Source organism: Paenibacillus sp. FSL H7-0735, from assembly GCF_038008505.1.
Classification (GTDB): Bacteria; Bacillota; Bacilli; order Paenibacillales; family Paenibacillaceae; genus Paenibacillus_AQ; species Paenibacillus_AQ odorifer.
The window spans coordinates 3,283,521-3,296,730 of the sequence record NZ_JBBOZH010000001.1; the positions used below are offsets into that span (position 1 = coordinate 3,283,521).

15 protein-coding genes are annotated in these 13,210 nt (G+C 45.2%); 7 read left to right on the forward strand and 8 right to left on the reverse strand.

All coding sequences use genetic code 11. The features are described from left to right. The first annotated feature begins 170 nt into the window (after positions 1–170). Positions 171–548, forward strand: coding sequence for a BlaI/MecI/CopY family transcriptional regulator (locus NSS82_RS14850; protein ID WP_076213085.1), 378 nt, complete (start codon positions 171–173; stop codon positions 546–548). A gap of 5 nt (positions 549–553) precedes the next feature. Further along, positions 554–2,794, forward strand: coding sequence for a M56 family metallopeptidase (locus tag NSS82_RS14855; protein ID WP_076273839.1), 2,241 nt, complete (start codon positions 554–556; stop codon positions 2,792–2,794). Between the two features lie 166 nt (positions 2,795–2,960). Here the strand turns inward: NSS82_RS14855 and NSS82_RS14860 are convergent, their stop codons facing one another. Next, entirely contained in the window at positions 2,961–5,024 is a 2,064-nt protein-coding gene (locus NSS82_RS14860; RefSeq protein WP_076273838.1) for a methyl-accepting chemotaxis protein, read from the reverse strand. Between the two features lie 210 nt (positions 5,025–5,234). Here NSS82_RS14860 and NSS82_RS14865 point away from each other — a divergent pair, with 210 nt between their 5' ends. From NSS82_RS14865 to NSS82_RS14875, 3 genes are all read left to right on the forward strand, one after another. Then, the gene (locus tag NSS82_RS14865; RefSeq protein WP_076273837.1) at positions 5,235–6,251 is read left to right on the forward strand and encodes an ABC transporter substrate-binding protein; all 1,017 of its coding nucleotides are present in this window, start codon (positions 5,235–5,237) and stop codon (positions 6,249–6,251) included. A 257-nt stretch (positions 6,252–6,508) separates the two neighbouring features. Continuing rightward, positions 6,509–6,694: a hypothetical protein gene (locus tag NSS82_RS14870; RefSeq protein ID WP_076273836.1), complete on the forward strand. Its 186-nt coding sequence runs from the start codon at positions 6,509–6,511 to the stop codon at positions 6,692–6,694. 208 nt (positions 6,695–6,902) lie between these two features. Continuing rightward, complete coding sequence (locus NSS82_RS14875) at positions 6,903–7,361, forward strand: hypothetical protein (protein WP_076273835.1); 459 nt, start codon at positions 6,903–6,905, stop codon at positions 7,359–7,361. Here the strand turns inward: NSS82_RS14875 and NSS82_RS14880 are convergent, their stop codons facing one another. Further along, positions 7,362–7,742: a hypothetical protein gene (locus NSS82_RS14880; RefSeq protein WP_036686425.1), complete on the reverse strand. Its 381-nt coding sequence runs from the start codon at positions 7,740–7,742 to the stop codon at positions 7,362–7,364. It lies immediately after the preceding gene. Between the two features lie 84 nt (positions 7,743–7,826). On the opposite strand from NSS82_RS14880, the gene NSS82_RS14885 reads away from it, so the two are divergent. Then, positions 7,827–8,294 carry a hypothetical protein gene (locus NSS82_RS14885; RefSeq protein WP_076273834.1) on the forward strand — a complete coding sequence of 156 codons (468 nt, stop codon included), beginning with the start codon at positions 7,827–7,829 and terminating at the stop codon, positions 8,292–8,294. A 391-nt stretch (positions 8,295–8,685) separates the two neighbouring features. Here the strand turns inward: NSS82_RS14885 and NSS82_RS14890 are convergent, their stop codons facing one another. From NSS82_RS14890 to NSS82_RS14900, 3 genes are read right to left on the reverse strand one after another with little or no spacing between them, the layout of a single operon-like run. Next, complete coding sequence (locus NSS82_RS14890) at positions 8,686–9,441, reverse strand: class I SAM-dependent methyltransferase (protein ID WP_036686429.1); 756 nt, start codon at positions 9,439–9,441, stop codon at positions 8,686–8,688. Positions 9,442–9,454: 13 nt separating this feature from the next. Then, positions 9,455–9,802 carry a cupin domain-containing protein gene (locus NSS82_RS14895; protein WP_036686430.1) on the reverse strand — a complete coding sequence of 116 codons (348 nt, stop codon included), beginning with the start codon at positions 9,800–9,802 and terminating at the stop codon, positions 9,455–9,457. A gap of 16 nt (positions 9,803–9,818) precedes the next feature. Next, positions 9,819–10,157: a cupin domain-containing protein gene (locus tag NSS82_RS14900; protein ID WP_036686432.1), complete on the reverse strand. Its 339-nt coding sequence runs from the start codon at positions 10,155–10,157 to the stop codon at positions 9,819–9,821. 172 nt (positions 10,158–10,329) lie between these two features. Here NSS82_RS14900 and NSS82_RS14905 point away from each other — a divergent pair, with 172 nt between their 5' ends. Next, entirely contained in the window at positions 10,330–11,022 is a 693-nt protein-coding gene (locus NSS82_RS14905; protein ID WP_076213100.1) for a Crp/Fnr family transcriptional regulator, read from the forward strand. Between the two features lie 270 nt (positions 11,023–11,292). Here the strand turns inward: NSS82_RS14905 and NSS82_RS14910 are convergent, their stop codons facing one another. The 3 genes from NSS82_RS14910 to NSS82_RS14920 form a co-directional block, all read right to left on the reverse strand. Next, a complete protein-coding gene (locus NSS82_RS14910) occupies positions 11,293–11,736 on the reverse strand; it encodes a DoxX family protein (protein ID WP_235219534.1) in 444 nt (147 codons plus the stop codon). Positions 11,737–11,784: 48 nt separating this feature from the next. Then, positions 11,785–12,621 (reverse strand): sulfurtransferase, encoded by an 837-nt coding sequence (locus NSS82_RS14915; protein ID WP_076273833.1) that lies wholly within the window; start codon positions 12,619–12,621, stop codon positions 11,785–11,787. A gap of 101 nt (positions 12,622–12,722) precedes the next feature. Beyond that, the gene (locus NSS82_RS14920; protein ID WP_036686439.1) at positions 12,723–13,094 is read right to left on the reverse strand and encodes a hypothetical protein; all 372 of its coding nucleotides are present in this window, start codon (positions 13,092–13,094) and stop codon (positions 12,723–12,725) included. Positions 13,095–13,210: the final 116 nt, after the last annotated feature.

Consider the following 13,210-nt stretch of genomic DNA (forward strand, 5'->3'; position numbering starts at 1 on the left):
TAATAAGCCGTATTATTGCTATTAATGTACGTGACCATGAATCTACGTGTACATTGTCCATATACCGTGTGAACAGGGAGTTTGGGGTTGACATAAACGAAGCTGACTTGTATATTTTGGATATTGGATTACAAATGTAGTCATGCCAGGAAAGAATGGTGGATAGTATTATGTCTAAGGAAACTCCAAGGATTTCGGATGCCGAGTGGGAAGTGATGAAGGTGCTGTGGGCAAGTGCCCCGCGCACTGCAGGTGAGATTGTTGAAGCACTAGAAGGCAGCAGGGACTGGAACCCAAAGACGGTACGGACGTTGATTAAGCGTCTGACAGAGAAGCGGGCTATTGGTTATAACCAGACAGGTAGGTTGTATTCATATTATCCGCTGGTGAGGGAAGAGGAATGTGTCCAATCGGAGACACGATCCTTTCTGAAGCGGATCTACGGTGGAACTCTACGCCCGATGTTGGTCAATTTTTTGCAGGATGAAAAGTTGTCCCGGGAAGATATTGAAGAATTGAAGAGAATTTTGGATGAACGAAAGGACTGAGCCGCTTGCTGGAAGCTGCATACAATCTGTTCGTCAAGGTATTGTCGCTGTCTGCCATGGCGAGCGTGCTGGCTCTGCTGATCTTATTGACCCGGTTCCTGTTCAAGGATCGTCTAAAACCTACCTGGACGTATCTTCTGTGGATACCACTGATCCTGAGGCTGGCAATACCTTGGGCACCAGAAAGCACATTTAGTATTTTTAATCTGTTGCCGCTGGAGAAAGAAGCGGCGCAGAGTACCATTTTTCCGTCAGTACAGTCGGAAGTCGGCTTTACTTATATGCCCGGGTTGACCGGAGAGGAAGAGGAAGCAGCGTCAGTTACTGGAATTGCAGAAACTGGACCTTTGCCGGGAGCATCGGCATCGGATGATGTGGCACAAGTCAATCCGCAAATAGACAGTTCTACCAGGGCGACCGATTCAGGGTGGGAGCCTCTACATTTACTGGTTTTGGCGTGGCTTGGCGGAGCCGCGGTGGTACTGGGCTTGTCGGTTCGAGCACAACTGCGATTTACCGCACGGGTTCGAAGGGAACCAGAGATTCATTCCTTAGAAATCCAACGGTTGTTCCGAACCTGTCAGCAGGAGATGCAGGTACGGCGCCCAGTCAAGCTGATCGAGACGAAGCAGATTGCCGTACCGACACTACTTGGCGTTATACGGCCCAAGTTGCTGCTGCCCACCTCTACTTTACACACTCTGGAGACGAACGGGCTCCGTCATATATTCCTTCATGAGCTGGCGCATGTGAAGCGCCGTGATATTTTGCTAAATCTGCTGACAGGTCTGCTGCTGGCCATGCATTGGTTTAATCCTCTGTTGTGGTATGCCGTACGCCAAATGAAAGAGGATCAAGAGGTTGCCTGTGATGCTCTGGCCTTGAAGCATCTTGAACCAGCGTGCCACAGAAGTTATGCCCTGACACTTCTCAAATTGTTAGAAACCTTACCCGACCCGATCCGGTTGGCAGGTACAGCTGGCATTTCGAGCAGTAAAAAGGAAATGGAAAGAAGGATTATCATGATTACCAGACACAAAAAATTTACGGCAAAAAACTCACTGCTGGGCCTAGCTGTAATTATGGTCTTAAGTGGCTGTACCCTGACAGGGGCAAAGCTGAATTCTGCATCAGCCCCGGCAAAGAGCGCTCCTGCTACTTTTCGGGCAGAAGCGCAGGATAAAGAGAGCACGGCTTCCAGCGTTAAAGGCACTCTATTGGCGGAAAAAAACGGAATCACGGTATCTGCTAATCCCACTGGGGAGAATGCACTTTTGCATAAAGTCACGGTAGATGTGCGTGGTGAAGTAAGCCGTACGTTCTTGTGGAATGCCGGGGAAGATGAAACTCGGCCTCCATTGATTGAAGAAGCAGATGTGAACGGGGATGGGACTAAAGAAATCTTCATACGCATTACGACCGGCACAGGTACCGGACTTTCTATGAGTGAGATTCATGTGCTCCAGCCTGTTACCTTGGAAGAGCTTGTGGTCGAAGATCCGATCGAAACGTTGAATCAGAGGCTGAAATCCTCCATTACACACCGAAATAACCATACCTATGTATCTGCTGAACTGGACGGAAAGCATTTGACCAAAGTATATGATTACACTGAGGGAGCTTGGGGAGAGAAGGTCGGATTTGGCTCAATAGTTTCATACGAGCTGATAGATGACCAAATTATAGCCCACTTGGCTGGTGCAGCCTCTATGTCTGAGTTTCCGCTCGAAGTTATTGCCGTTTACGGGAAGAATCTGACCATTGAGAGCGCACAGATGTACTATGGTTCGTTTATATCTCCACCGCTCAGTGAACAGGACATCAAGTCCATGATGAAAAAACAGCTTCCGGCAAGCGGTTGGACCTTTAGCAAAGACGGAGATCAATATAGGGTGGATATAGATCCACTGAATGGCGAAGGGGAAGGCAACAGCTACAAAATTAATCCGCTTACCGGAACGGTTCATGACGTAACTTCTGGCAGTCCACTGAGAAGTCTTGTAAACCGAGAAGCGATAGATCTGTGGGATATCTCTAACGGTACAGAATACCAGAAGGAACTGTATAAGTTACTCCAACCTATCTTTGATACAGAGGGTTTCAAGCCAACAGGTACGGACTGGATTTCAGGGTTTATCGGGGATGGTTATTTGTTCAGTGATGTTAGGCAAGGAAGCAGGGAATTCACGATTAAAGTAGATGTCTTTACTGGTCAGTGGGAGGAAATTCCTGACCCGTATAAATAGTTAATTATCATAGGTCTGTACCGTACGATTGAAGAGACCATTACTAGCGAATTGAAACTAAAAGCAGCCAGTGCGCGCCGATGGATTATCGGCATGCACTGGCTGCTTAATTTTTCTAGAAGGGAGGATAGTCTCATGACTGCGTAACTTACGGATGACTAGAGGGCTATTCGACCTGGAACTGGTTTAATTCGTCCTGAAGCTTTTTGGACAACTGGTTGAGCTGCTGGGATAGCTCGGCAACCTGTTCAATGCTGTCCAATTGTTCCTGCGTGCTTGCGCTAACTTCTTCCGTCGAAGCGGAATTCTCTTCTGTAGTTGAAGAAATGATTTCGAGTGCCTGTAGGATTTCATCTTTGTGCTTATGGACTTTGGAGGTGTTGCTGCTGATTTGAATCATACGTAATCTCAAAGCCTCCAAATCGCTGTTGATGCTAAAGAATACCTGTTTCGTAGCCTCCACGGATTTTGCATTTTCTTCGGCAATTTCAAGTCCTTGGGCTGTGTATTCCACGGATGCTCTAGTTTTTTCCTCGATTTCATGAACCTTTCTGCCAATCTCCTGTGTGGCCTGTGCGGTCTGCTCCGCCAACTTGCGAACCTCTCCGGCAACAACGGCAAATCCGCGCCCCTGTTCTCCCGCACGTGCTGCTTCAATGGAAGCATTTAGCGCCAGCAGATTGGTTTGCGTAGCGATTTGATGTACCGTGTCCACGATACTTGAAATTTCATGACGGCTTTGATCAATATCATGAATGGCAGACGATATCGAATGAGTGGAGTTGTGATTTTCTTCTGCCCATTTCGATAACTGATTCAATACACCTAACCCCAGTTCGCTCTGGTCGGCAGAAGCCTGCACCATCGTCTCTATGGCTATGGCATCATTTGCGATTTCGTCAATTTGACCAGATAATGATCCGGTTTTTTGCAAAATCGTATCCGTTTCAATCGACTGGTAGTTGGTCGCATTCGCAATCTCATTAATGGCCGTTGCTGTATCGTTCATCGTTATAGCTGTACGGGAAGAAATGGATTGCAGATCTTTTGAGGACTGGTTTAATACCTGAGCGGAGGTACCCACTATTTGAAGCATCCCTTGAATTTTCTGGACCATGTTGAATATTCCGTTGGAGATTTGTCCAATTTCGTTGTTGGAATAGGCATCAAATTGAACAGTCAAATCCCCATTTTCCACCCGTTTGATTTTGGTGAGCAGCTTCGGTATGGATCTGAGCAGATAACGGAGTGTGATATACGAAAATAGAACGAGCAGAATCGCCGCTGCCACAAACCCGCCAATAGTAATCCAGGTGAACTTTTTTAATTCGGAGAGCACTTCACGCTCTGAAATAGTTAAACCTACGGACCAGCCGGTATCTTTACTTGTAGCATAGCCGATGTAACGGCGTTCTCCGTTGTCATTAATCAGATGTACGCCGGATTCACCAGCGATCATTTTCTTGCCGATCCCCCCAAGATCACCTGGCAGCTCATTAATCTTTTCCTTTGTGACCTTAGACTGGTCTGGGTGATACAGAATATCACCTGTTTTGGAGGCGAGAATGGAATAACCAGTGCTGCCTAGCTTATAGCTTTCCATTATCTCAGGGATATTTTTAGACGCTATATCAACCGCGACAAAACCGATTAATGTATTGTTGTCATTTTTTATCGGATAAAAAATACCCATCAGCATATCGCCTGTAGTGATGTCAATATAAGGATCGGAGTAGTATAGGCCGTCTGCTTCGATTGCTGGCTTATAATACGGCCGTTCTTTAATGTTAAAAGCAGCATCTGATGTCGTACCATTGTTGAGGATGTAAAAACCTTTGCCGGCAGTACTAGCAATCCATGCATCTGCAAAAGTGGGTTCCACCTTTACAATGGCAGCTAGTGTCTTTGCTACTTCAGCGGCATGCGGTGAAGTCTTGGCCATTTCAGGAGCTTCGGTGGTTTCGATGTATTGTTTGAATAAGTTATTCGTTGACATTTGCTTGACCAGTGAACCCTTTTCCTTAAATAGTGCATCAAATTGACTGACAAGTGCCTGTGTTTTGGTCTGAAGCATAGATTCTTGTTGTTTCACAAGTATGCTGCGAGTGCTGGAAAACATAAAGGTTCCCAAGATTGAGAAGACGACAACAATAATAACTAAAAGTACAATGGACAAAGTATTTGCTATGCTTGATGAACCGAACCGCCTTTTTTTTAGTTGTTTTAACATGCTACCATCTCCCCCAAGTTGTCTCTGAGCAAATAGCTCATAAGAACATATCGGAAGATAGTGAGATTTTCGAAATAGTAATTTTGAGAATAAAAAAATTAAATTAAAATGGATAACGCACAGGATAAACCCTTGACTGGTGCGGGATTTCAAGATGGTGGGGGGCGAGGGAGATCTTAACAATTAGTCTGTTCACTTGGGGATTTACTGATGGTTAGAAATACAAAAATGTCAATGGGAGCAGCGATGCTGTTATGTCTTGTTTTAATGCTTAGTGCTTGCTCTTCAGGGAACAGTCCTGTTAATTCTGCGAATGCTGGCCCTAGTCCGGTATCCTCTGTGCAAACAGAGACAAGTCCACCGGACTCAGCCACCAATTCAAAATCTACAAGAGTATATAAAGACAGTCAGGGGCATGAGGTTGATATTCCAGAGCGTCCACAGCGGATTGTGCTGCAGGGTAATTCGATCGGAGACCTGCTGGCACTCGGGATTCAGCCGGTCGGTGTCGACCGCCGGTTTATTGAAGAATCAGTCTATTTGGACAAGGAGACAACCCCGGCACAGGATATCGGATTTCCTACAAATCTGGAACTTGTTTTGGATCTGGAACCGGATTTAACAATGCTAGGTTATGTGATGGACAAACAATATGAAGAAGTGTCCAAAATATCACCTACTGTTGTATTTGACCAGAGTAAACCCTTGTCTGAGCGTCTGCCTGTCATTGGTGAGATAGTGGGTAAAAAGGCTGAAGCAGAGCAACTGTTGTCCGAATATAATCGCAAGGCCGAGAATATGTGGAGCGGATTGCGTCAGGAAGGCAAACTTGCCGAAGGAGAAACAGCGGTAGTGCTGATTTATTATTGGAACAAGACAATGTATTTGATGAAAACTGGTGGCATTCCTGCACTGCTGTATCAGCCGCAGGGCTACAAAATGTCAGAAGCAGTGAAGGAAATCGAGCCGGCAGAAGGCGCGCCCTATATTGAGGTCTCCCCTGAGCTAATGCATAAGATGCTTATTGGTGACCATTTGTTTGTCATTTATCCGGCCAATGCTGATGCGGAAAATTCCTTTAATGAGTTAATGAAAACTGCGTTGTGGAGCTCGCTCCCTGCTGTAAAGAGCGGAAAAGTTACTTTTGTGGAGACCAAATGGAATTATGACGATATGCTGACCAGCAGCATGCTGCTGGATGAGTTCCCTAAACTGCTGGCTAAATAAATGAGATCTCAGGTTAACCCTTGACGTGAAGTCTAATGACCGTTTTGAATGAGAGAAGTAAGATTCAACAAAGAAGCAGTGAAGTAACTCGCTGCTTCTTTGTTTTGCTTATAAAGTAGAGGGTGTTGAATATAGGAAAGTAATCGGCTCATTGATTTTTGTTGATTAGCTAGACGCTAAGAGTAGCATCGATTAATCTGAAGAAGTGGAATGCGGGTTATGATTGAATCGTCGACACAGATAAACGGAGGCTGACTATGACTTACTCACAGATTTGGAACAACTCAGGAAATGAAGCCGATATTCTCTATTTGGAACAGCAGATTGAAACCGTTAAAAAAGAAATAAAACGAGCAGAAGCTGCAGAGCTTCAGGAAATATTGGATCAAGCGAATCGTAAGCTGGCTGAACTGGAAGCGAAGCTGGACGAGCTAGAGGATTAGGGGCAAGACGTCCATCGTACCACCCATAGAGTGGCTTTTCTGCGCTAGTTTAGGAACAAAACAGCTTGGGGGCTGACTTGACTTAAGTATTTCCTTCTGACCCCTGGCTCGTGTGCTATGTAGAAGTTAAAATAAGCAGATTTGCACCGATGTCTTTATAGTTTTATAATTGTAGCTTACAGAATCGTATTACTGGGAGGAATGGGAAATGGATAAAAATAGAAAATACATGCTTGTCGGTGCGCTTCTGACAGGGGTAGGTGTCTCTTTGATGGCCTATACAGCAAGCCGCTATACTTCGTTTAAACGAATCGTAGCCAATACCATCCGATTGGAAGAAATCGCCTCTCTAGAAATCTCGCGATTGTCTTCAGTTCCCGGTGAAAAGAAAGACATCATTATTACTGATCCTGCTGTTATTGAGCGGATCTTTACTGATTTCTCTCATGTTCAATTAATGAAATCGGTCCGAAATGTCAGTTCTGACAAAAATTTCAGCTATTATATTACGATAGTTCAGGCTGATCGCAAGCAACGATTTGATATTATTCTAAAAAGCAGACAGCATATGATCATCTATGACAATGATTTAAGCAATCCTCACTTGAATGCATATAAAATTATCAGTCCTTATAATCCGCAAGCACTGGAACAGGTTTTTGACTGATTATATAGAAGTGCGCAATGAAGTAATATCGTAGCCCATTTCCTGCATAGCATCCAATCCATATATGATCTCTATTGTCCGGGTGCCGTCCCAGCCTTTAGCCGTTCCATATTCGATCCATTCGCGGATACGCTGTGGATGGTTTAGATTATAGACAACATCAAACCCTTTTTTATGGTTTTGCAGCAGATAGCCTGTATTCAGCGGACATCCGGCAATCGGATCATCCCATGTTAGGATTTGGATGCGTAGCGGATGGAGCTTTACATTTTTATGATAAACCTTTAATTCAAGCAGACTCCGTTTGTCATGGATTCGCATGCCCAGTATGTAGCTGTATTCCAGTCCCCTGAGCGTGATAGAACGCAGCTTTTTTTTCATAATAATCGCCTCTCATCCCAATAATTTTGTTATCATAGCAAGCATAGGGATATTTTTCAAGCAATCAACAGGGAGGATGTTCATATGAAGTATGAATTTGGGATCATGGCATCCATTACAGAATTGGTGGAGTACCCGGATGAGCAGAATGATGCCTACATTGCGCACCCGAATTTTCAGATCATCATGGATCAATTGGGCATTACAGTACCCGTTGCGGAGATTTATGAACATTTTTTTGCCAACCCTGTTCACAACGGACATGTGCTTGTTTACAGTAATCCAGTGCAGCCAAACGCTTGTATTGTCCTCGACACTTACCGTGATCCGCTGGACCAGCTAGATATGATTTATTTCGGATGGCGCTGTTCGTCCGAGATAGACTTGATCCGCGAGCTGTCCCGGCGTTTTTATGATGAATGTGAATTTGCGGCCCGTTATGAAGAAGGTCAATCCGTACTTTACAAGTTGTTGAAGGAGGATGCCTATCCGCGAAAATTTTACTACAATACTGTGTTTGAGCAGCAGTTGAAGCGATACCCGGCAAAATAGGCGATAGAAATACATAACCGAATAACTTAGCAAAAAAGCGCGAGTTCAGGGCAGTGCTACCCGGGCTCGCGTTTTCTATACATTTGATTTTAAAATGTTCTGCTTCATTCAGGCAATTACTGCGCCGTCAGCAGCTGCTCCAGAATTTCGGAGGGAGCAGCGGATTTGGGTGAACTTTCATTTTTTTGTTGCGAACAGGCACTTAACACAAAAGATAAAGTTAACAGCAAACTGAGGCACAAGGCATAAACAGATTTAGCTTTCATCGTGAGTTCCTTTCAAGCGGTTATTTTGACTTCCAGACGGTAATATTGATGAATCTTATTGATAATAATTCTCAATGTCAGTGGAAATAAAAACCTATCATAAGACATGATAGGCCTGCGCACAACTATTGTTTGCTGCTGCAAACGGCAATATAATTCAGATCTTTACCCGTCGTATTAAAAAAGGTATACATCTTTTTGAACTGTTCCCGGTTCTCTTTCTTGAGCCCGTTTTTCACAATACGCAGCGCCCCGATAACCCCTTCATCACGAATGAGTCCATTGATACTCATCAAGGACATGGGACCGGTAGCATTGTCTACTTGCTTAAAGCCTGCGGAGTGGAACAATCCCGCCCAATGCCCAACAGACAGTGGTTCGACATTGATGTGAATGGTGCGGCGCAGCTCGGCCAGACGTTCTTCCATATTTTCCTTGGCAAAGGTAATATCATGGGTAAGCAGAATGCCGCCAGGTTTCAGTACCCGATAGTATTCGGCGACTGCCTTTTCCTTCGCAGGCTGGTTAAGCATCGTGAGCATGGCTTCATTAATGACAACGTCAAAGCTCTCATTCTCAAAAGGTAGCTTCAGTGCATTTCCTTGCCGGACACGGATATAGTTTTCCAAGTTGGCATTTTTGATATTTCGGTTTGCTTTTTCCAGCGCCCGCGGGTCCATATCAATACCGGTAATTTGACAGTGATATTTACCGGCCAGTTGAATGGAGGTGGTGCACATATTGCAGGCTACCTCCAATACCTGGTTGTCCGTACTCAGATTGGCTTGCTGGATCAGCCAGTTGGTTGCTGCAACGCCGCCGGGCCGCAAACGTTTTTTTCCCAGCCGCGCCAAAAAATTATGGCCTACTTCCTTTTTCATCGCATTCACCCCATTACTTATCCGGCTTGACTACAACCAGAAGCATCTGAAACGCCTCTGTTGCGTGTAGGGCATGCGGAATATTGGCCGGCATAACGAGGGTCTCCCCGGCATGAACAGTGTACTTGTCTTCTCCAATTGTAATTTCCGCTTGCCCGGACAAAATGTTGACCATGGCATCTCCCGGGGAAGAATGTCCCCCAATCGACGAGCCTTTGTCCAGCGAAAGAAGGGTCATTGCCAGATTTGGCCGCTGTACAAGGGTCAGACTGGAAACCTGCTGTTCCTCTATTGTGATGATGTCCTTCAAATCAATGACTGCGGATTGCGGCAGTTTTTTAATGAATAAACCTGTTTCCATTTTGAATACCTCCGTTTTATATACTAATTTGCAGAAATTTGCAGCTGCTGCGGGCGGAATAATCATGCCAAGTGCCCGCTGGGACGATAACGGATGCGCCGGCTGTCAATTGATAGGGCTCTTCCGCCACCAGCAGATGAAGCTCGCCTTCCAGCACATGGATGATTTTAGATTTGGGGGAGGTCTCTGAACTGATGGTCTCCTCCTGATCCATGGCATACAATACCCATTCCGGTTGTGCCGCTGTTTCGGCTGCAGATACGGGCAATGCCAGCACTCGGCTCGCAATCCGGTGTGGCTTAACGCTGATCATATCTGTTAAAAAAAATACCTTGCCTGCTGTAATTCCACTCATACGATCCCCCCTGTTCAAAGTACAGCATTTTGTTTATTTCCAAATTGCTTGATTGAATGATTCCTGCAATTTGATATAATGAGAATGACCAATGAGAATTATTCTCATTTATTTTATTGTAGCAGAGTATTTATCATGACTCTGTTGCCATGGCAACAGGAGGCTGAGAAAATTGCAGAAATATCTGAGCAGGATACAGAGCACTATTTTGTTTAAGGGGTTCGCGGAGCGGGAGGTGCAGCAAGCGCTGAGCTGTTTGCAGGGCACAATCAAGGATTTTGCGCGGAAGGAGGTTATTTTTAGAAAAGACGATATTCTGGATTCGGCGGGCATTATTATCCATGGCAATGTTCTGCTGTGCAAAGATAATATCTCAGGCATGAGATTTATTTTCTCGGAGCTCGGGGATGGGGAAATCTTTGGCGAAACGGCGCTTCGCCTTGTCCAAGAACACAGCGGCTATGAAGCGGTGGCGGGTTCGGAATGCCGGATTCTGTTTATCAAAATAAATAAAATTGTCCGGCCCGGGCAGGACACTTGCCATTTAAGGGGCCGGATCATTGAGAATATGCTGGCCCTGCTGCTTGAGAACAACCGGTCCATCTATCAAAAGCTGGATCTGGTCTCCCACAAATCGCTGCGGGACCGTATTCTGCATTATTTAGCCCTCCAGACCAAAAAAAACAATTCCGCCTGTTTTGAAATTCCGTTTACCCGCAGCGACCTGGCTGATTATTTGACTGTTGACCGCAGCGCCTTGTCCAGAGAGCTGCAGCGGATGGCGCAGGACGGGCTGATCCGGTTTAATCGAAATCAATTTGAGCTGTTGGACGCGGAGAATCAGCTGCGGATCAGCGATTTTTAGAATAATTCCTCCAAACCTTGAAAAGAGTACGCAGCTAGAAAATGCACTAGAAAAGTATTTGACCGATCTAAACAGCATAAAAGAGGTAGTTGAAGTTAGTTAACTGTTGACTTGAGTTTTGATTTGTTGATTTTAGCTATCTATCGGAGTTACTCATAAATACAAGAGCCCGCGTCGGACGCGGGCTTTTGTATGTTACTCTCCTCCAGTAGCCACCGGGTTCTCCTCATATGAAATCCAATTACTCCGACTACCCGCATACAACTTCCTTTATAGTCTTCCAATTGCCACGATCAACGCCAGAACTACAAAAAAGATATTTACGCCGAGCTCCCGGTACTCTTTTCGCCCAATATGAAACAGCATCCCGAGCAGTGCAACCGCAGCCAAAGCGATCGCGGCGATCAGCGTTAGCAACGGAGCTATGTTCAGTGCCCACGGCAAAACAAGGCCCAGCGCTCCGAGTAGCTCCGCGATTCCGATCAGAACAACTAGTCTTTTCGGCACATCATTTACCCAGGCCCATGTCTTTTTTGACGACTCAATACGAACGGTTTTCATCCATCCCGAATATACGAAGCCTGCCGCCAATACGATATGTACGATGCTGTACGGTGAAGAAGACGAAGCAGAGGCAAACGTATCCGACCTTCGGAAAATCGATTTCTTGCCGTAAACGTTTCGGTATATAGCGCAAGCTAAAAAAGCCCGCAAAGATTGCGGGCTTTTCCTTTTCTTAAATATACAAATAAAAACGAACGCTTAACCCTCTCCCGTAGCCACCGGATTCTCCTCATATGAAATCCAATCACTCCAGCTTCCCGCATACAGCTTAACATTCTTGTACCCGGCTTTGCCTAGCGCGAGCACATTAGGGCAGGCACTTACACCTGAACCGCAGTACACAATAATCTCTTGCTCAGGATCAATTCCTTCATAATGCTCTTTCAGCACCTCAGTTGACTTCCAGCGCCCTTGCTCATCGAGAACATCCTTCCAGAACTTATTGATCGCCCCGGGAATATGACCTGCCTTCGGATCAATCGGTTCTTCCAAACCTTCATAGCGACGGGACTCGCGGGAATCAATCAATAGTGCGCCACCGGCGTTAACTACATTTTGCACATCTTCCATGCTAGTAAGCATCTTCTTCTGAACATCTGCTTCATACTGGCTAGGAATCCGAACCGCTTGATGATCACTGACGGGGAAGGATGCTTTTTTCCAAGCAGAGTAGCCTTCATCCATTACAAACACACGTTCATGCCCCAAATATTTAAGCATCCACCACAGACGGGAAGCGTAGGCACCACCTTGATCATCATAAGCAACGACAATACTATCTCTGTTAATGCCAACCTTACTAAGTGCGGCAGTTAGCTTTGAAATTTCTGGCAGTGGGTGGCGTCCCCCGTGTGAGCTTACAGGAGCGGAGAGTTGTTCTTCCAGATGTAGATAAACTGCGCCGTGAATATGATCTTCTGTATAGGCTTTACGTCCAGCTTCCGGGTCAGTAAGTAAAAAACGGCAATCAACTATAACAAGTTCAGGCTCGTATAACCGAGCAAGCAGCCATCGAGTAGAAACGATCGGTTCCATAAAGTAGCCTTCTTTCCTGTTTAATATGTATGGAGTCATTATAACGGAAAATAAAAGAGGGCGCACCTTAAGCTTATGGCTTAAACTGCGTCCTCTAAAAATTAGATCAAACGATATCCCGAAGGCAAGTTACCGCTGCTGCGGATATTACGGATTTGTTCGAGGGTTAAGCGTTGGTTAGTAGAAATAATGGACTCCACGTCATTACCTGAAATGAAATCATCCAGATCCCTAATGTTGCGGTTCCCGCGAAGTACACGGAAATTCCCTCTAAACCGTGTTCTAGTGAAAAGTACCAGTGTAGCATTGCTGCTAGTAGAGAAGAACCGAAGGCTCTCAATACCATCGAGGATGTTGTCCGTATTACGAATACCCAGGTTGCCAGTATATATTCTACGGCGTCCATTGAAGTTTTCTTCATCGTACACGGTCAAGCGAGGGTAAGTCTGCGATACATGAACTTCTTTTTTCATTTGTAATTCCTCCTTTGTTATCTAATCTATGTTCATATAAATTTTTTGCTTGGCTAATAGTCTAATAGAAAGCCCTTATTTGCATTAACTTATCATTTTGGGCTTTACTTCAATAA